Genomic DNA, 18,541 nt, shown 5'->3' with positions numbered 1-18,541 from the left:
CGGCAGTGATATGGACAGCTCTGCACCGCAGTCATCGACGGGACCCTCGCGCCGTCCCCGGCATCGCGACCGGCACGGCAGGGGGCTGCGCGGCCCGCTGGCGCCGCCCCAGGTGCCGATCTCGCTCACCCGCTCCGAACTGTTCGACGACTACGTGCGCGAATCGGTGGAGCGTCTTGAACGGCGCTGGCCGCAGTTGATCGAAGTGGAGTTCGCCGTCCAGGAGGTGCCGCTGCACGAGCCCGACACGGCCGACGGCGAGGACGGCGTGCCGCTGGGGCGGGTGTTGCCGGGCAAGCAGGGGCGCAAGAGCCAGATCGTGGTGTACCGGCGGCCGGTGGAGATCCGGGCGAAGACCCGGGAGGACCGCGCGGCGCTGGTGCACGAGATCCTGATCGAGCAGGTGGCGGAGCTGCTGGGGCTCTCCCCGGACGCCATCGACCCGCGCTACGACGAGGACTGAGCACGCGGACGGGGCGGTACCCGGGCCTGCCGGGTACCGCCCCGTCCGACTGGTCAGCGCAGGACGACGCCCGGATCCTGGCCGGCCCGCGGGACCCTGACGGTGCTGTGGTCGTCGCGCAGCGCCTGGATGGTGAACATCGGCACGTCCTTGGCGGGCAGCGAGAGCATCCGGGCGGCCATCACCGGGCCGCCGGCGACGGTCTCGACGGTGAGCGCGAAACCGCCGTTCAGCCCGCCGGGCTCGGGCGCCGGGAGGGCGACCGTGCCGCCGGCCGGCAACTGGACGTCCTTGCTCACCGGGGTGCCGCCGCCGCTGCCGGCCGAGGCGGTGACCCGGACGGTGGCGGCGTCGCCGGCGGAGGTCAGGAACAGCGTGGACGCGCCGGCCCGGTTGTCGGCGACCGTGGCGCGGGCACCGACCGGGCCGGTGCCGGTGAGCCAGGCCGCGTCGCTCTTGCCGCCGCCCCCGGCCCGGTCGACCCGCAGGCCGGCCACGACCCGGGTCGGGTGCTTGTCGTCGGTGGGCGACAGCCGCAGCCCGGCGACCTCGTCGCGGGTGACCTTGCCGAGGTCGACGGCGGCCACCATGCCCGCCTTGATGTGGATGGACTCGTTGCCGGCCGGGGTGAACCAGCCGTTCTTGCCGGACAACTGGATCTTCAGGTCGGCGTCGTCCTCCGGCGGCGCCCAGACCACCAGGTGGGCGGCGGAGGTGTCGGCGGGCAGGCCGGGCAGCACCTGGGTGGCCGCCGGCTCGGCCGAGGCCGGGATCCAGTCGGCGCCCTTGGCACCGTCGGCGGCGTGCAGCGCGGCGCCGACCCGTCCGCTGCGGGCGACCACGTGCACGGCGAGGTCGTTGACCGCGCCCTTGCTGATCGTCGGCAGCAGCACGGACTGGGAGCTGCCGGGGGCGACGGTGATGCCGTTGGCGGCGTCGTTCTCGATCAGGCCCTTGTCGCCGTACAGCTTGATGTCGACCACGGCGGCGGAGGACTCGGTGTTCACCAGGCTGACGTAGTCGACCCGGTCGCCGGCCGTGCTGGCCCCGGCGAACCAGAAGCTGGTCCCGGCGGGGGTGCAGGTGAGGCCGGACAGGCCGAGGCCGCGCTGCTCGGTGACCACGGTGGTCTGGGTGACGGTGAAGCCGGGGGCGAGGGCGCCGGTGGCGACGGCCCCGGTGCCGGGCGCGGTGTCGCCGTTGGCGGCCGGGCCGGCGGCCGGGGTGCCGGGCTTGGCCAGGGTCAGCCGGGCGTCGGCGGGCGCGGCGCCCTTGTCCGGGGCGGCCGGGGCGGCCGAGCCGGACGGCGCGGCGGGAGCGCTGGGGGCCGGGGCGGAGGGGGCGGTGGTCGGCGGGGTCGCGGGCGCGGCGGCGTCGGAGAGCCAGCCGGCCCCGCCGGTGGCGCCGCCCGTCCCGGGCGGGGTGTAGGCGGTGAGCGTGGTCGAGCCGGTCAGGCCCTGGAGCGGCTGCGGGCAGACCGCCGCCGTCCGCTCGACCTGCGCGGTGGTCGGGGCGACGCCGCCGTCCGCCTTGGCGGGGGTGGCCGGCGGGCGCGTCTCGGCGATCCCGAACACCGCCGCGAGCACGACGGCCGCGGCCAGCAGGGACTGCGTGGTCCTGGTGCCCCCGGACCGCCCGGCCGGCCGGGCGGAGGCCGCGGGCTCCGGCGCCTGGACCGGGGCGGGCCCGGACTGCCCCGCCTCGGCGGACTCGGCGGACTCCGTCGGCTCGACGGCCTCGGGCGCGGACTTCTTCCTGAATGCGGGCTTCTTCATCGCGGGTCAGCTCCCCGATCCGTGCTGGTGCGGGTACCGGCCCGTGCCGTTGGGGTCGTTCGGGTCGTTGGGGTCGTAGTAGGGCTCGGCCTGCGGCTGCCCCGGCACCCACGGCTGCTGGTGCTCCGTCTGCTGGTAGGGCTGCTGCTCGTAGCCGTACTGCTGCTCCTGCGGGTACGGCTGCTGCTCGTAGCCCTGCTGCGGGTACGCCTGCGGCTGGTAGCCCTCGTAGCCCTGGCCGTCGTACCCCTGGCCGCCGTACGGCGCGGCCACCGGCTGCTGGGCCGCGTACTGGTCGTAGCTGTACGGGTCGGCCTGCTGGTACGTCTGGTACGGGTCGGTGTACGGCTCGGTCTCCTGGACGGCGGCGGCCGCCTGGACCGCCTCGGCCACCGGCTCGCCGGCGGGCTGCGCCGGGATCGCGCCCGGCGGGCCCTCGTACACCCCGCCGTCCTCGCCGCCCTCGCCGCGCTCGGCCATCCGGCGGGCCCGGCGGCTGCCGGGGGCGGGCGTCTGCGCCTGGGCCGCGGCGGCCAGCGCGGCGGCGGCCACCACCTCCTCGGGCAGGTCGTCGTCCTTGTGGCTGCGGCGTCCGGGCAGGGCCAGCACGAGGATGGTCAGGCCGAGCAGCACCTGGGCCCAGATCCAGCCGGTGTGCGCGAAGCCGTCCTCCCGGGTGACGGTCAGCTTGCCGCCGCCGGCCGGGAGCTTGAAGCCCTGCGCCCAGCCGTCGACCGTGACGGACTCCAGCGCGGTACCGCCCACGGTGGCCTTCCACTCGGGGGCAGCGGACTCGGCGAGCCGCAGCACCCGGCCGTCCGGACCGGCCGGGACGGTGGCGGTGAGGTCGCGGGCCCCGGCCGGGACGACCACCGGGGCGGCGCCCGGGGCGGCGCCCGGGGCGGTGATCACCGCGCGGACGGCGGGGGCGCCGGTGACCTGCCAGAGCGCGGAGTCGCCGTCCTGGTTGGCCTTGACCAGGCCGGGGGTGGTGTCCAGGACGTCCTTGTAGGTGGCGATCACCGACTGCTGGACCAGCACGTAGGCGATGCCGTAGCCGGAGAGCGCACCGGCCTGGTCGGCGCCGGAACCGGCCAGCAGGCTGCCGACCATCTTGTTCAGGCCGTCCTGGGTGCCGGTCGACGGGTCGACGGTGGACTCGGCCTGGCCGAGCGTCAGGCCCGCGCCGCGGACCACGGTGTAGCGGACCGCGCCGCCGCCCGGATCACCGGTGACGACCAGGGTGCGGGACCGGTCGGTGGTGCCGGCCTCCTCCGCGATGAACGCGGGCACCTGGCCGGCCTGGGCCCGGTGCAGCGGCTTGCCGGCGCCGGTGAGCGCCCACCACAGGCCGGTGCCCAGCGGGGCCAGCACCGCGGCGGCCACCACCAGCGCGGCCACCGGCTGGCGCCAGCCGAAGGCGATCCCGGCCACGCGGGCGTTGGCGCCGTCGGCACCGATCGCGGCGGCCGCCAGCAGGGCGATCCCGGCGATCAGCGAGGCCGGGCCGGCCCAGGCGGGCACCGCCGGGCCGCCGGAGGCCGGGGTGACGGAGGTGCCCGCCACCGCGACCGCGAAGACCAGGCCCGCACCGGCCGCACCCCAGGCGGCCAGCACCGCACGGCGGCGGTCGGCGCGCAGCAGTGCGGCGAGCGCGGCGAGCACCACGCCGGCGGACAGCCAGACCGGCGGCACCCCGGCGCCGCCGGGGTTGACCAGCAGCAGGCCGGCCGCGCTCGCACCGGTGCCGTGCAGACCGGGCAGGCCGGCCTCCAGCAGCAGCCACTGCGGGTGCGTCAGCACCGTCAGCGACCACGGCGCCAGCACCAGGACGGGCAGCGCGAGGATCACCAGGACGCGCAGGCCGAGCAGGCGCAGCGCGGCGCCGCCCGAGCCGAAGGCGCCGCCGCGGACCACCGCGACGACCAGCGTCGCCAGGCACAGCGGCAGGGCGAGCGCCCAGGTCAACGGCACGAAGGAGGTGGCCAGGGTGAGCAGCAGGACGGTCATCCAGACCGGCCGCCACCCCGGGCGGGCGCCCTTGGCGGCGCTCTCGTCGCGGATGCCGAGACCGGCCGCGATCGCGGCGGCGCGGGCCAGCGGCGGCAGCAGCACGGCGAGGACGGCGGTGCCGATCCGGCCCTGGGCGAGCGCGCCGGTCGCGGCGGGCAGCAGCGCGTAGGCGGCGCTGGCCCAGGCCCGGACCAGCTTGGAGTCCAGCAGCGGCCGGGACACCAGGTAGGCGCTGACCGCGGACAGCGGCACGGTGAGCACGACCAGCAGGGTGAGCGCGAGGTCGGCGTGGTCGAACAGCACCCAGGACAGCACCGCGAGCACGCCGAGGTACGGCGGCGCGGCGGCGGTGGAGCCGGTGCCGATCGGGTGCCAGGCGTCCGCGTACATCGACCAGAGGCCGCCGGCGCCGTCGGTGGCCGGCAGCAGGGCGCCGCCGAACAGCTCGCCGCTGCCGAACAGGCCGCGGCAGGCGATCAGGGCGAACACCAGCAGGGCCGCGAACAGCACCGGCGCCGGACGCCGGGCCAGCTTCTTGATCAGCGTGAACTGCTCGACGACCAGGTCCTCGTCGTCCTCGCCGCCCGGCCCGGCCTCGACCGAGCCGTGCCGGCCGGTGTCGTCCCCTCCCCCTATGCCGAGGGAGCCGATCACGCCCTCGACGGCGAGCCGGGCGGTGGCGCCGGGCGGCGGGAAGAGCGTGCGGTCGTCCAGGGCGTCGGCGGCCCGGGTGCGGGCGCGCTGCTTGCGCGCGGCCAGCAGCCGGGGGAAGCGGACGAGTTCGTGGCCGAGGCCGGTGAGCTCGTCGAAGGCCTGGCGCGGGTCCTTGCCGAGCAGGTTGGTGACGGCCCGCAGCAGGGTGCCGAGCACCAGCCGCAGCAGGACGTAGGGGAAGAGCGCGCCCTTGCAGTTGGCGAGCAGGGTGTAGACGGCGCCGGCCTTGTCCACCCGGTGCGGGTGGGCGGGGCCGCAGTCGATGGCGCGGCGCTCGCGGCTGGCCGCCTCGGCGTGCCGCAGCACGGCGTCGGGGGCGACCACCACGCGGTGGCCGGCGGCGTTGACCCGCCAGCAGAAGTCGGCGTCGTCGCGCATCAGCGGCAGCGCCTTGTCGAAGCCGCCGAGTTCCTCGAAGACGTCGCGGCGCACCAGCATGCCGGCGCTGGAGACGGCGAGCACCGGGCGGACATGGTCGTGCTGGCCCTGGTCCTGCTCGCGGCGGTCGAGGCCGGTCCAGCGGCGGCCGGAGCGGGCGATGGTGACGCCGACCTCCAGCAGCTGGCGGCGGTCGTACCAGCTGCGCAGCTTGGGGCCGACCACGGCGGCGCTGGGGGTGGAGTCGGCGACCTGGAGCAGCCGGCGCAGCGCGTCGGTCTGCGGCTCGCAGTCGTCGTGCAGCAGCCAGAGCCATTCGACGGGCTGGGTCTCGCGCGGGCCGCCGCGGCCGAGGTCGTCCTCCTGGGCGAGCGGGTCGCCGAAGTCGTCCCAGCCGCCGGTGACCGGGTCGTAGCCGGAGGGGTCGAGCCGGTAGGGCAGGTCCTCCGGGCGCAGCGGCGGGCTACCGAAGACGGCCTCGGCGACGGCGGTGCCGAAGCCCGCCCGGCGGCCGAGGAGCAGCGGGCCGCTCTCGGGCAGCCAGTCGGCGAGGGTGTCCGCCAGCAGTTGCGGAGAGTTGTCGGTGGAACCGGTGTCGACCGCGAGCACCCGCTGGACCTGGCGGTCCTGGCCGAGCAGGCCGGCGAGGGCCTGCGGCAGCCAGCGGGCCCCGTCGTGCGAGACGATCACCGCGGTGACCAGGTGGCGCGGGTAGGCGGGCGGCCTGGCAGCGGTGAAGCCGCTCTGGTGGCTGTAGACGGTCATCGAGTGCGCGGGCCCCAGTTCTCGGTGGACACAGCCGGTGAACGGCAACCGGATGGCGCACCACACTAACGGCTCCGGATGGCGGCTTCGTCCGCGGTGCCGGTGCGGGACCGGTGAAGAGCCGGCAGGGAACACGAAAGCGCCCCACCGCCGCGGTGAGGCGCCCGTACTGCCGTGTGGTTGTCGAAGGGTCAGCGGGGGCCTGCGGCCGCCCCGGTCAGACCGCGCTCTTCTTGAGCCGGCGGCGCTCGCGCTCGGAGAGGCCGCCCCAGATGCCGAACCGCTCGTCATTGGCGAGGGCGTACTCCAGGCATTCCGAACGGACCTCGCAGGCGAGGCAGACCTTCTTGGCCTCGCGCGTGGAGCCGCCCTTCTCGGGGAAGAAGGACTCGGGGTCGGTCTGGGCGCACAACGCGCGCTCCTGCCAGCCGAGTTCCTCTTCCTCCTCCGCGATGCCGTCACCGATCAACAGCTCAAAGAGCTCGCTCATGTGGCGCGCCTCCTCTGCCCCTACTTGGCGTCCCCGTGGTTGCCGTTGCCTCGTGCGGCCGACGACACGAGTGAAATTACAGTTGCGTCACTCTGGCTCAGTCAAGCCGAGCTCTGGTATTGGGGCGAGGATTCACTCCCCGGCACCAAGCCGTTACGAATAGTGTACATATTCGGACACATAGGACCTTCGATCCGAAAGCCCCGAACGGCGTCGAACCAGCCACAACCCTTCGGCGGGTGACGCTCGGTCACCATCACAGGCCGGTCATCGCCCTGCCTTCCCGGCGATCTTCCCATCGAAACATAGAGCGTGATTTATCACCCCATCCGGGCAACTTCTTGGCGTAACCCCCTCGAATGCCACATCTCTGTGTTTGACACCGGCCCCACGGATGCGGTCTCCTTTCCCCTATGTCAGAGTTCGCCAGCCCCCGGAGCGGTTCCACGCTCCGCCGTGCCGTGAACTCTTGTTGTCGCCTCTGTTCCTGCTGTATCTAGGCGCCCGCGTCCCACCGCGCGCCGCCCCCAGGAAGCACAGAGGCCGCCCGCGATTCCCGTCCCAGGACATCCCGGATCCGGCTGATCCCCGACGAACAGCCGCCACTCCGAGGACGACTCCCGTGCGTATGACCCGTATCCGCAAGCGGAACCGCGACCGCAGCAAACTCGCCCGCCGAAGCCCCGCGCCCACCGCGCCCACGGCCCCCACCACGCCCGGCCGGGGCTGGACCGACGGCCTCAGCGACGTCTCCATCGCCGGCGACCCGCTCGCCTTCCCGCACCTGGCCCGCACCGACCTGCCCCGCCACCCCACCACCGTGGCCGGCCACGCCCGGCTGATCCGCGAGATCGCCGCCGACCGCGCCCGCTGGGAACCCCTGGTCCGCTACGACGCGCTCACCCGCTGGTACGCCCGGCTGGAGACCGGCCCCGGCTACGAGGTCTGGCTGCTCAGCTGGCTGCCCGGCCAGAGCAGCGGCTTCCACGACCACGGCGAGTCCTCCGGCGTGATGACCGTCGTCCAGGGCGAGCTGATCGAACGCTCGCTCACCCGCGCCGGCGAGGGAGCCCGCACCCTGCGCCCCGGCGGGCAGCGGGTCTTCTCCTCCGGCTACCTGCACGAGGTGGTCAACGGCACGCTCGAACCCGCCGTCTCCATCCACCTCTACACCCCGGGCCTCACCGAGATGAACCAGTACGGCGGCACCGCCGTCCCCGAGCAGCACCCGCAGGCCCAGGCCGAGGCGCACTGAGCACCCGCCCGCGTCGACCCGGCCGTCGCACCCGCCGGCGGCCGGGCAGGCGACCGGGCTGATGAGCGGGCTGACGGGCAGTCGGACCGTGGCAGGATGAACCCATGCGCATCGTGGCACTGGCAGGCGGAATCGGCGGAGCGCGCTTCCTGCGCGGACTCCTCGCGGCAGTCGGACCGCAGGACGAGATCACCGTCATCGGCAACACCGGCGACGACATCCACCTCTACGGCCTCAAGGTCTGTCCCGACCTCGACACCGTGATGTACACCCTCGGCGGCGGCATCCACGAGGAGCAGGGCTGGGGCCGCACCGACGAGACCTGGTCGATCAAGGCCGAGATGAAGGAGTACGGCGTCGGCCCCGAGTGGTTCGGGCTCGGCGACCGCGACTTCGCCACCCACCTCGTCCGCAGCCAGATGCTCACCGCCGGCTACAGCCTCAGCCAGGTCACCGAGGCGCTGTGCGTGCGCTGGAAGCCCGGCGTACGGCTGCTGCCGATGAGCGACGACCGGGTCGAGACCCACGTGCGGATCACCGACGAGCAGGGCACCCGGGCGATCCACTTCCAGGAGTACTGGGTCAGGCTGCACGCCGCCGTCGACGCCGAGGCGATCATCCCGGTCGGCGCCGACACCGCGAAGCCCGCGCCCGGCGTCCTGGAGGCCCTCGCCGCCGCCGACGTCATCCTCTTCCCGCCGTCCAACCCGGTCGTCTCCATCGGCACCATCCTCGCCGTCCCCGGCATCCGGGAGGCCGTCGCCGCCGCCCCCGCCCCCGTCGTCGGGCTCTCCCCGATCATCGGCGGCGCCCCGGTGCGCGGCATGGCCGACAAGGTGCTCGCCGCCGTCGGCGTCGAGGCCACCGCGGAGGCGGTCGCGCTGAACTACGGCAGCAGGGCAGTGCTGCGAAGCAACTCGGACAAGGGTGGCGGCGGGCGACCGGAGGGCCTGATCGACGGCTGGCTCGTCGACACCGCCGACCAGGCCTCGGTCGCCGCCGTCGAGGCCGCCGGGATCGCCTGCCGGGCCGTCCCGCTGCTGATGACCGACGTCGAGGCCACCGCCGAGATGGCCCGGGCCGCCCTCGCCCTCGCCGAGCAGGTGCGCAAGTGAGCGGGCGCGAGCGCAGCGGGGAGGGCGCATGAGCCTGCGGATCCTGCCGGTCGAGGGGCTGCCGGAGATCGACGCCGGAACCGACCTCGCCGCGCTGCTCGCCAAGGCCGGCGAGTACCAGGACGGCGACATCCTGATCGTCACCTCGAAGGTCGTCAGCAAGGCCGAGGGCCGGCTGCTGTACGCCGCCGACCGCGACGCCGCGATCGAGGCCGAGACCGTCCGGGTGGTCGCCCGGCGCGGCCCCGCCCGGATCGTCGAGAACCGCAACGGCTTCGTCATGGCCGCCGCCGGCGTCGACGCCTCCAATACCGCCCCCGGCACCGTCCTGCTGCTGCCCGAGGACCCGGACGCCTCCGCCCGCGCCCTGCGCGGGCAGCTCCAGCAGCTCACCGGCCGCCGGCTCGCCGTCGTCGTCACCGACACCTTCGGCCGGCCCTGGCGCAGCGGGCTCACCGACGTCGCCATCGGCGCCGCCGGGCTGTCCGTGCTGGAGGACCACCGCGGGCGCACCGACAGCCACGGCAACGAGCTGACGCTCACCGTCACCGCCACCGCCGACGAACTCGCCGCCGCGGCCGACCTGGTGAAGGGCAAGACCAGCGGCGTGCCGGTCGCCGTCGTCCGCGGGCTCGGCCACCTCGTCACCGCCGAGGACGGCGACGGCGCCCGGCCGCTGGTCCGCCGCGCCGTCGACGACATGTTCCGGCTCGGCACCTCCGAGGCGCTGCGCCAGGCCGTCACCCTGCGGCGCACCGTCCGCTCCTTCACCGACGCCCCGGTCGACCCCGGCGCCGTGCGCCGCGCCGTCGCCGCCGCCGTCACCGCGCCCGCCCCGCACCACACCACGCCGTGGCGGTTCGTCCTGCTGGAGACGGCGCGGGCCCGCACCCGGCTGCTCGACGCGATGCTCGCCGCCTGGCAGCGCGACCTGCGCGAACTCGACGGCTGGGACGACGCCCGGATCGCCCGCCGCACCGCCCGCGGCGACGTCCTGCGCGACGCGCCCTACCTGGTGGTGCCCTGCCTCGTCATGGACGGCTCGCACCACTACCCCGACCAGCGGCGCGCCGCCGCCGAACGGGAGATGTTCACCGTCGCCGCCGGCGCCGCCGTGCAGAACCTCCTGGTCGCCCTCACCGGCGAGGGCTACGGCTCCGCCTGGGTGTCGTCCACCATGTTCTGCCGCGACACCGTCCGCGCGGCCCTCGACCTCCCGGACGGCTGGGACCCGATGGGCGCCGTCGCCGTCGGCCGCCCCGCCGAACCCCCGCGCGAACGCCCGGACCGCAGCGCCGACACCTTCATCGAGGTGCGGTAACGGTTCAGAGACCGCGATAGATCTCGCGGCGATTTCCGACGGCCACCACGAGGATCACCAACACGCCGTCGTGGATCTCGTAGGCCACGCGGTAGACGCCGACGCGGAGACGGTAGAGGCCGACGTGACCCGCCAGCTTCTTGACATCCGGGCCATCGACGTACGGGTCCTCACCGAGAACGGTGAGTGCGGTGAGGATCCGCATCGCATCGACCTGGCTGATGTCACGCAGCTGGCGCTTGGCATGCGCGGTGAAGCGGAACGCGTACTTCACGCAGCGCTCCCGGAGGAGTCCCCGGGCGAGTCGAACAGGTCGGCCAGGAGCTCGGCCATGGTCACGGTGGGATCGTTCCGGTGCTGCTCGGCCTCACGGGCGAGCAGTTCGTCCGCGGCATTCTCTATGGCATCGAGGATCTCGATCGGCACGACCGCTCCGACCCGCTCGCCCTTCCGAGTGATCACGGTGATCTCGCCGGCCTCGGCCTGGTTGACCACCTCGGCGATGTTCGCACGCAGTTCCCGGATGCTCAGTGCGTCAGTCATGCATCAAGCGTACACATCGGCGTGTACACCGCACAGCGCTTCCGGCTCATCGCCGCCGGTGGTCGTCGGGGGTGAGGCGGGGGCCGTAGCGGGGGGGGCGTGGGGGGTGGTGGCCAGCAGGAGGCGGCAGAGGCGGTGGCGGTGCGGGCGGTCGCGCCGCGCCGTCGCCGTCGACCGCCCCGCCGAACCCCCGCGCGAACGCCCGGACCGCAGCGCCGACACCTTCATCGAGGTGCGGTGAGGATCAGCCGTCGAGGTCGTCCGGCAGCAGCCGGAAGGCCTTGTGGTTGGTCAGCGGCCTGATCGCACGGAAGTGGCGACGGTCGACGGTCAACACCGCGTCGGTCCTGAACTCCGCGGCCAGCGCGACGTTGATGGCGTCCGTCAGGCCGATGTTCAGGTCCGGGTACTGCCGCATGACCGCCCGCGCGGTGGCAAGGTGCGCACCCACCTCGGGCACCTCGAAGCGGCCGATCGCACATCGGTCGATGATGTCGTCCAGAACGCGCATCGCCATCGCGGCTCCGAGCGTCCGGTGCGCGAGGTAGTCCAGCTCGGCCAGCACCAGGGGCGAGATGACCAGATGGCCGACCGTACGCAAGGCCTTCAGGCAGGCGTCATGGTCGGGTTCCTCACCGGCGTATGCGGCGAGCAGGGCGCCGGTGTCGCCGACCACCGCGACGTCGGTCACCTGCCGAATCCTTCCATGTGCTGGTCGAGGTCGGCCAGAATGCGCCCGCCGCCGCCGGGGATGACCGGCATGTCGTCGAGCTCCTCCCCCATCGGATCGGTCCGGAAGGGGTAGACGGGTGCGGCCAGGCTCGGCGGCAGGATGGTCGCCACATGCCTGCCGTCCTTGGTGACGGTGACGGTCTCGCCCCGCTCGACGGCTCCTATCACCCTGGCCGTCTGCTGGTTCAGCTCCCGCATGGTTGCTTCCATGCGAGGCAGTGTACTACGGCGTAGTTCATCGCCGCCGGTGGTCGTTGGGGGTGAGGCGGGGGCCGTAGCGGGGGGCGTGGGGAGTGGTGGCCAGCAGGAGGCGGCAGAGGCGGTGGCGGTGCGGGCGGTAGGGCTCCAGCAGGGCGAGCATCTGGGCGTCGTCGCTGCGGGGGCGGCCGGCCAGGGCCCAGCCGACCAGGTTGGGCAGGTGGAAGTCGCCGACGGAGACCGCGTCCGGGTCGCCGTTGCTGCGCTGCAGGGTCTCGGCGGCCGTCCAGGGGCCGATCCCCGGGACGGCGGTGAGCCGGGCGAAGGCCTCGGCGTGGTCCATCGCGGCGGCCTCCTCCAGCCGGGGCGCCAGCCGGACGGCGCGCACGACCGTCGCCGAGCGCTTCGGGTCCACCCCCGCGCGGTGCCACTCCCAGCTCGGCACCAGCGCCCACTCGCGGGCCGACGGCGCCACCCGCATACCCTCGGCCGGGCCCGGCGCAGCGGTGCCGAAGTCCCGTAGCAGGGTGCGCCAGGCGCGGTAGGCCTCGTCGGTGGTCACCTTCTGCTCCAGGATCGCCGGGACGAGGGACTCCAGGACCAGCCCGGTGCGGGTGAGGCGGACCGCGGCGGTGCGGCGCTGGGCGTCCCGCAGCGGGCCGGGCGGCAGCACCAGGGCCTGCGGGTCGTCCTGCGCGCCCAGCAGCGCCGGCAGCCGCTCCAGCAGCCACGGCGCGCCCGGCCCCCAGGCGGTCGCCTCCACCTCGCCGGCGGCCGGGCGCGCCAGCACCCGCAGGGTGCCGATCCCGGCCGGGGTCCGGGACGCCCGCCAGAGCGCGCCGTCGCCGGTGGTGCGGTACGCCGGGTCGGCGGGGCCCCGGCGCAGCGGCAGCAGCGTCCGGGCGACGTCCAGCGGGAAACCCGGCCGCCAGCGCCGTACCGACTCGCCCGTCACCGCCCTGCGCCTCCTCCGCTGTCCGGCTCCACCGCCTTCGTCGACCATGGGGATATGAACGATACGCGGCTGCCGGAGCTGTCCTCCGGGGACGAGAGCGCGGTGCGGGCGCTGTACCACCGGGCGCTGGAGGGGTGGAACGAGCGGGACGGTTCGGCCTTCGCCGGGCCGTTCGCCGAGGACGGGGAGGTGATCGGCTTCGACGGCACCCGGCACTGCGGGCGGTCGGTGATCGCCGCCGAACTGGGGCGGCTCTTCGCGGACCACGCGACGCCCGAGTACGTGGCCAGGGTGCGCCGGGTCCGCGCGCTGGGGCCCGGGGTGGCGCAGTTGGACGCCGTCGCGGGGCTGGTGCCGGACGCCGCGGAGGACCTGGACCCGGCGCTCAACGCGGTGCAGACGGTGATCGCGGTGAACGCCGGGGCGGGCTGGCGGATCGGACTGCTGCAGAACACGCCGGCGCGCTACGACCTCCGGCCGGATCTGGCGGCGGCGTTGACGGCGGAGCTGCGGGAGCTGGTCGGGCGGGGGCCCGGGCCGACGTAGGGCGGTGCGGCACCTCAGGGGGTCTGGAGGTGGGCCGCGGCCGTGCGGAGGGCGGGGAGCCGGGCGTAGAGGGCGTTGCCGGGGCATTCGGTGTTGAAGGCGTCGCGGTGGCCGGAGACCGCGTCGAAGTCGACGACGGTGCCCTTGGGGTAGCGGCTGGCGTCGGAGGAGGAGGTCAGCTTGGTGCGGCCGTCGGCGGGGTGGCCGGTGAGGCCGAGCTTCCAGCCGGCGATGGCGGCCAGGCCGTCCAGGAGCGGCTGGGGCGGGGCGTCGCCGACGTAGGTGCCGATGGCGGCGACGCCGGCCGAGTCGGTGTTGAAGCCGAGGGTGTGGGCACCGTGGACGGGCAGGTCGACGCCGCCGGCCCGGCCCTCGTAGACGGTGCCGCAGCGGTCGACCAGGAAGTTGTAGCCGATGTCCCGCCAGCCGCTGCTCTGAACGTGGTACTGGTAGATCGACCTGATCACCCGGGGGGCGTCGGAGCAGGCGTAGTCGGTGGCGGTGGCGGTGTGGTGGATGAACACCTCGTGGACCGGTCCGGTGTACTCGAAGGTCTGGTCGCGCAGGGACTCGTCCGCACCCCAGCCGGCCCGGGTGACGATGGCCGGGCGCGGGGCCTGGGGGCCGTCGGCGGGGTGGCGGGGAACGACCCGGGCGGCGGGCGCGGGCGCGCCCTGGCCGGGGTCGACCAGGTCGATCCGCAGGCCGGGCGGGGGCCCGGCGGGGCCGGGGCGCACCTCGACGGCGACGCCGTCGCTACGTCCCGTCCACAGGGGCGCGGTGGCGCCGCGCGGGGCGAGGTCGGGGCCGTCCTCGGTGTCGGCCTCCAGGTCGTGCCAGTCGCCCCAGCGGCCGGTGGCCGCGTCCCGGGTGCGGACCCGGACGGCGCCGCCGGCCAGCGCGTCCGCCGGGCCGTCCCAGCCGACGCCGAGGAGTTCGAACGGCCGGGTGGTGCGCGGGGCCAGGGCGGGACCGGGGCCGAGCGGCAGTGAGGTGACCGACCCGCCGCCGGCGGAACCGCGGCGCCGGGCGCCGTCGGGGTCGGCCGGGCCGGCGGTGGCGGCGGGCTGGAGGAGCAGGGCGACGGTGCAGCCGACGAGCAGGGCGGCCGGGAGGGAAAGGCGCATAAACCGGATGGTGGCGGCAAATCGGGCCGCTCGCCACGTCGCCTCGCGCCCGGTCCACCACCCCTCCCGACGGCCCACTCGAAGGCCGTAGGCTGGGGCGCACCATGACTGCGCATTTCGCTGCCGATGCCCGCACCCCCGTCGAACTGCTGCACGCGTATCTGCGAGGCGGCACGTCCACGGTCGATCCCGCGGCCCCGCTGGTCACCTTCTACGACGACGCCACCGGCGAACGGGTGGAGCTGTCCGCCCGGACCTTCGACAACTGGGTCGCCAAGACGGCCAACCTCCTCCAGGACGAGTTGAACGCCGGCCCGGGCGACCGGGCCGTGCTGCTGCTCCCCGCCCACTGGCAGAGCGCCGTCTGGCTGCTGGCCTGCTGGTCGGTCGGGGTGACGGCGGTGCCCGGCGGCGACCCGGCCGACGCCGACCTGGTGGTCAGCGGTCCGGACGGACTGGCGGCCGCCCAGGCCTGCGAGGGCGAGCGGGTGGCCCTGGCCCTGCGCCCGCTCGGCGGACGCTTCCCGCAGCGCCCCGACGGCTTCCTCGACTACGCCGCCGAGGTGCCCGGCCAGGGCGACCGCTTCGCGCCGTACTCGCCCGTCGCCCCGGACGGCCACGCGCTGGAGACCGCCGTGGACGGGTTGCCGCTGAAGCTGACCGGCGAGCAGACCGTCGCGCTGGCCCGGGAGGGGGCCGCCCGGCTCGGGCTCAAGCCCGGCGACCGGGTGCTGTCCACCCTCTCGTTCGACGACTGGACCGGCCTGGAGGCCGGCCTGCTGGCGCCGCTGGCGGCCGGCGCCTCGGTGGTGCTGTGCCGCAACTCGCAGGGGCTCGAACCCGAGCAGTGGGAGAAGCGGACCGAATCCGAACGGGTGACACTGCGCCTCGGGTAACCCCCGGGTCGGGCCGGGCGGGTAGGGATCCCTGCCATGGCCGAGGACGACACCGCGCACCCCCCGACCGACCCGCCCCCGACGGATGCGCACCCCTCCGAACCCGAACACCCGCGTCGGCGCCGGCGGTGGCTGATGATCACCGCCGGCGTCGTCGCGTTCCTGCTGGTCGCCACCGGGGCACTGCTCTGGATCGCCTACCGCACGCTGGACGGCAACATCCGCACCGACTCGGCCACCGACCGGCTGCTCGCCCGGCTGGAGGCCGAGCGGCCGAGCCGGACCGCCGGGGCCAAGGGCTCCGAGAACATCCTGCTGATCGGCAGCGACGACCGCTCCGGCACCAATTCCTCGTACGGCGGCGAGCCGGGCACCCAGCGCTCGGACACCACGATCCTGCTGCACCTGGCCGCCGACCGGAAGCACGCGACGGCCGTCTCCATCCCGCGCGACGTCATGGTCACCGTCCCCGCCTGCGAGAAGCCGGACGGCACCCGCAGCAAGGCCGGGCTGATGCAGTTCAACTGGGCGTTCGAGATGGGCGGCGCGGCCTGCTCGATCCGCGCCGTCGAGCAGCTCAGCGGCATCCGGATCGACCACTACGTGATCCTCGACTTCAACGGCTTCAAGACGATGGTGAACGCGATCGGCGGGGTCGAGGTGTGCGTCCCGCAGGCGATCCACGACAAGGACGCCAGACTCGACCTGCCCGCCGGGCGGCAGACCCTGCACGGCGAGCAGGCACTCGGCTACGTCCGGGCCCGGGAGAGCCTGGGCGACGGCAGCGACACCCAGCGCATGGGCCGTCAACAGCAGTTCCTGGCCGCGCTGATCCGCAAGGTGCAGTCGCAGGGCGTACTGCTGAACCCGGCGCGGCTGTGGCCGGTGCTGGACGCGGCCACCTCCTCGGTCAAGGCGGACGGCGGACTGTCCTCGCTCGGGGCGCTGTACGACCTCACCCAGGACCTGCGGGACATCCCCTCGGCGGACGTGGTGCTCCTGACCGCGCCGCGCCGCCCGTACCGGTACGACTCGGACCGGGACGAGTTCGTGCAGCCGCAGACCACCCGGTTGTTCACCGCGCTGCGGGACGACCGGGCGGTCGCCGTCCGGCCGCCCGGTTCGGTGCCGTCCCCGGGCTCCGTCGCCGGGGCGGGGTTCGGGGCGGGCTTCGGGGCGGGCTTCGAGGCTGGGGCGGCTGTCGGTGTCGGGGCGGGTGCGAGCCCGAGCCCGAGTCCGGTGGCGGCGGGCCCGAGCCCGAGCCCGAGTCCGAGTGCGGCGGCGGGCGCGGGCGCGGGGTCGGACAGGGCGGCCGGGGCCGCGGGGGCGTCGGCGAAGGCGTCACCTTCGGCGGACGCCTCGCCCACCTTCGAGGGACGCACCGCCGACGTGGACGCCTGCGCGCAGCACTGATCGCGGCTGCGCCGCAGGTCGGCGCGGGTTTTCCGGAAATCCCGCACACTCAGGGGACTTTACCGGGCCATTACCTGAACATGGCGCAGATCACACCGGAAGGATTCCGCCGTTCGGCTCGTCTAGTGTGTCCGGATCGGCCCGCCGAACGGGCGAGCCTGAGCCGTGACCGGTCGGAGGTAGGGAACCCCCGTGCAGCAGGACAAACCGGAGGTCGATCCCGCCGACCAGTGGACGCGCGACCCGGAAACCGGCCAGTACCGCCTCGACCCGGCCGCCGGAATCCCCGGGCAGCGCCGCCGGACGGCCGAACGGACGGCCGCCGAGGAGATGCCGGCCACCGGGTCCGGGACCGCGGGCACCCCCGGGCCGGGCCGCCGCGACTCCCGGCGCCGGGCGGCCGCCGCCGCCAAGCGGACCCGGCGCCGCCGGGCGCTCAAGTGGACCGCCGGGGCCGGCGCCCTGGTGATGGTCGCGGGCTGCGGCGGGGCGTACTACCTGTACCAGCACTTCAACAGCAACCTGACCTCCGTCAAGGTCCAGCTGGGCAACGAGGAGGAGCGGCCCAAGGCCGCCGGGGACGCGCTCAACATCCTGGTGCTGGGCACCGACAGCCGGCAGGGCCTCGGCCGCGAGTACGGCGACGAGGGCAGCGCCGGGCACGCCGACACCACGCTGCTGTTCCACATCTCCAAGGACCGCTCCAACGCGACCGCGATCAGCATCCCGCGCGACCTGATGGTGCCGATCCCGGAGTGCCAGAGCGGCGACGGCAAGAAGATCCCCGGCTCCGCGCGGGACATGTTCAACAACAGCCTCGGCCAGGAGGGGCGCGACCCGGGCTGCACCTGGAAGACCGTCGAGAAGATGACCGGGATCCGGGTCGACCACTTCGTGCAGGTCAACTTCGAGGCGGTGAAGACGCTGTCCAGCGCCGTCGGCGGGGTCGAGGTCTGCGCGGCCAAGGACATCAACGACACCGACTCGCACCTGAAGATGAGCAAGGGCCGGCACGTGGTCCAGGGCGACGAGGCGCTGGCCTTCGTCCGCACCCGGCACGCCGTCGGCTTCGGCGGCGACCTCACCCGCATCCCGCTCCAGCAGCAGTTCATCAGCTCGATGATCCGCAAGATCAAGAGCGACGACACCCTGACCAGCCCGGGCAAGCTCTACAAGCTCGCCGACGCCGCCACCAAGGCGCTCACCGTGGACTCCGGGATCGGCAGCGTCGACAAGCTCAAGGACCTCGCGCTGGACCTCAGCAAGGTCGACACCAAGAACATCACCTTCGCCACCGTGCCGGTCCTGGACGATCCCAAGGACAAGGACCGGTTGGTGCTCAAGCAGCCGGACGCCGGGCAGCTGTTCTCGATGGTCGCGGGCGACCGCTCGCTGACCGAGACCGCCTCCCCCGCCGACGCCGCCACGGCCGCGCCGGAGACCGCACCGGCGGCCCCGACCACCGCCGCCCCGACGGTGGACCCCAAGGACGTCCGGGTGACGGTGCGCAACGGCAGCGGGACGCGCGGGCAGTCGGGGCCCACCGTGGACAAGCTCCGCGCCAAGGGCTTCGCCAAGGCCGCGACCGCCTCCGACGCCCCCGTCACCGCGACCACCACGGTGTCCTTCCCGACCGGACAGGACGCCGCGGCCGCCTCCCTGGCCGCCGCGCTCGGCCTGCCGGGCGACGCCGTCCGGCCGGACCCGAAGGCGGATCCGAAGGGCCCGCTGGTGCTGGTGCTGGGCAAGGACGTCCTCGCGGCTCCGGCGGCGGCCCCGACCGAGGCGCCGAAGGACCTCCAGCGGGTGCAGGCGGACGACACCGACGCGTGCGCCAAGTAG

Annotated in this window: 17 protein-coding genes; 8 read left to right on the top strand and 9 right to left on the bottom strand. The window is 74.6% G+C overall.

The genetic code is table 11. The features are described 5' to 3' along the window. Positions 1-10: 10 nt before the first annotated feature. Positions 11-463: a metallopeptidase family protein gene (locus ACIQVZ_RS37300; protein ID WP_402456379.1), complete on the top strand. Its 453-nt coding sequence runs from the start codon at positions 11-13 to the stop codon at positions 461-463. A 53-nt stretch (positions 464-516) separates the two neighbouring features. Here the strand turns inward: ACIQVZ_RS37300 and ACIQVZ_RS37295 are convergent, their stop codons facing one another. From ACIQVZ_RS37295 to ACIQVZ_RS37285, 3 genes are all read right to left on the bottom strand, one after another. Continuing rightward, a complete protein-coding gene (locus ACIQVZ_RS37295) occupies positions 517-2,238 on the bottom strand; it encodes a DUF5719 family protein (protein WP_402456377.1) in 1,722 nt (573 codons plus the stop codon). A 6-nt stretch (positions 2,239-2,244) separates the two neighbouring features. Further along, entirely contained in the window at positions 2,245-6,108 is a 3,864-nt protein-coding gene (locus ACIQVZ_RS37290) for a glycosyltransferase family 2 protein (RefSeq protein WP_402456375.1), read from the bottom strand. 217 nt (positions 6,109-6,325) lie between these two features. Next, a complete protein-coding gene (locus tag ACIQVZ_RS37285) occupies positions 6,326-6,598 on the bottom strand; it encodes a WhiB family transcriptional regulator (RefSeq protein ID WP_063349134.1) in 273 nt (90 codons plus the stop codon). A 628-nt stretch (positions 6,599-7,226) separates the two neighbouring features. Here ACIQVZ_RS37285 and ACIQVZ_RS37280 point away from each other — a divergent pair. The 3 genes from ACIQVZ_RS37280 (at position 7,227) to ACIQVZ_RS37270 (ending at position 10,289) form a co-directional block, all read left to right on the top strand. Continuing rightward, positions 7,227-7,853, top strand: a complete 627-nt coding sequence (locus ACIQVZ_RS37280) for a cysteine dioxygenase (protein ID WP_402456387.1) — start codon at positions 7,227-7,229, stop codon at positions 7,851-7,853. A gap of 104 nt (positions 7,854-7,957) precedes the next feature. Next, positions 7,958-8,968 carry a 2-phospho-L-lactate transferase gene (cofD, locus tag ACIQVZ_RS37275; protein WP_402456373.1) on the top strand — a complete coding sequence of 337 codons (1,011 nt, stop codon included), beginning with the start codon at positions 7,958-7,960 and terminating at the stop codon, positions 8,966-8,968. A gap of 28 nt (positions 8,969-8,996) precedes the next feature. Further along, positions 8,997-10,289, top strand: coding sequence for a coenzyme F420-0:L-glutamate ligase (locus ACIQVZ_RS37270; protein ID WP_402456372.1), 1,293 nt, complete (start codon positions 8,997-8,999; stop codon positions 10,287-10,289). 4 nt (positions 10,290-10,293) lie between these two features. On the opposite strand, the gene ACIQVZ_RS37265 is transcribed toward ACIQVZ_RS37270, so the two are convergent. From ACIQVZ_RS37265 to ACIQVZ_RS37245, 5 genes are all read right to left on the bottom strand, one after another. Further along, the gene (locus ACIQVZ_RS37265; RefSeq protein WP_350886490.1) at positions 10,294-10,563 is read right to left on the bottom strand and encodes a type II toxin-antitoxin system RelE/ParE family toxin; all 270 of its coding nucleotides are present in this window, start codon (positions 10,561-10,563) and stop codon (positions 10,294-10,296) included. Beyond that, positions 10,560-10,832: a type II toxin-antitoxin system Phd/YefM family antitoxin gene (locus ACIQVZ_RS37260; RefSeq protein ID WP_402456370.1), complete on the bottom strand. Its 273-nt coding sequence runs from the start codon at positions 10,830-10,832 to the stop codon at positions 10,560-10,562. The genes ACIQVZ_RS37265 and ACIQVZ_RS37260 overlap by 4 nt, the downstream gene beginning before the upstream one ends. Before the next feature lie 244 nt (positions 10,833-11,076). Next, a complete protein-coding gene (locus ACIQVZ_RS37255) occupies positions 11,077-11,523 on the bottom strand; it encodes a PIN domain-containing protein (protein ID WP_402456368.1) in 447 nt (148 codons plus the stop codon). Beyond that, positions 11,520-11,774: a type II toxin-antitoxin system Phd/YefM family antitoxin gene (locus ACIQVZ_RS37250; protein WP_063349128.1), complete on the bottom strand. Its 255-nt coding sequence runs from the start codon at positions 11,772-11,774 to the stop codon at positions 11,520-11,522. The genes ACIQVZ_RS37255 and ACIQVZ_RS37250 overlap by 4 nt, the downstream gene beginning before the upstream one ends. Positions 11,775-11,799: 25 nt before the next feature. Beyond that, a complete protein-coding gene (locus ACIQVZ_RS37245) occupies positions 11,800-12,765 on the bottom strand; it encodes a DNA-3-methyladenine glycosylase family protein (RefSeq protein ID WP_402456366.1) in 966 nt (321 codons plus the stop codon). 6 nt (positions 12,766-12,771) lie between these two features. Here ACIQVZ_RS37245 and ACIQVZ_RS37240 point away from each other — a divergent pair, with 6 nt between their 5' ends. Then, positions 12,772-13,263: an SgcJ/EcaC family oxidoreductase gene (locus tag ACIQVZ_RS37240; protein WP_402456365.1), complete on the top strand. Its 492-nt coding sequence runs from the start codon at positions 12,772-12,774 to the stop codon at positions 13,261-13,263. 14 nt (positions 13,264-13,277) lie between these two features. Here ACIQVZ_RS37240 and ACIQVZ_RS37235 read toward each other — a convergent pair whose 3' ends face one another. Further along, positions 13,278-14,390 carry a peptidoglycan recognition protein gene (locus ACIQVZ_RS37235; RefSeq protein ID WP_402456364.1) on the bottom strand — a complete coding sequence of 371 codons (1,113 nt, stop codon included), beginning with the start codon at positions 14,388-14,390 and terminating at the stop codon, positions 13,278-13,280. A 104-nt stretch (positions 14,391-14,494) separates the two neighbouring features. Here ACIQVZ_RS37235 and ACIQVZ_RS37230 point away from each other — a divergent pair, with 104 nt between their 5' ends. The 3 genes from ACIQVZ_RS37230 to ACIQVZ_RS37220 all read left to right on the top strand — a co-directional run bounded on the left by ACIQVZ_RS37230 (position 14,495) and on the right by ACIQVZ_RS37220 (position 18,541). Beyond that, complete coding sequence (locus ACIQVZ_RS37230; protein WP_402456363.1) at positions 14,495-15,286, top strand: TIGR03089 family protein; 792 nt, start codon at positions 14,495-14,497, stop codon at positions 15,284-15,286. Positions 15,287-15,322: 36 nt separating this feature from the next. Then, positions 15,323-16,699: an LCP family protein gene (locus ACIQVZ_RS37225; protein WP_402456362.1), complete on the top strand. Its 1,377-nt coding sequence runs from the start codon at positions 15,323-15,325 to the stop codon at positions 16,697-16,699. A 192-nt stretch (positions 16,700-16,891) separates the two neighbouring features. Then, a complete protein-coding gene (locus tag ACIQVZ_RS37220; RefSeq protein WP_402456360.1) occupies positions 16,892-18,541 on the top strand; it encodes an LCP family protein in 1,650 nt (549 codons plus the stop codon).

Source organism: Kitasatospora sp. NPDC098663 (assembly GCF_044760075.1).
In the GTDB taxonomy this organism is placed as follows: domain Bacteria; phylum Actinomycetota; class Actinomycetes; order Streptomycetales; family Streptomycetaceae; genus Kitasatospora.
This window is presented reverse-complemented; position numbering and strand designations above follow the sequence as displayed.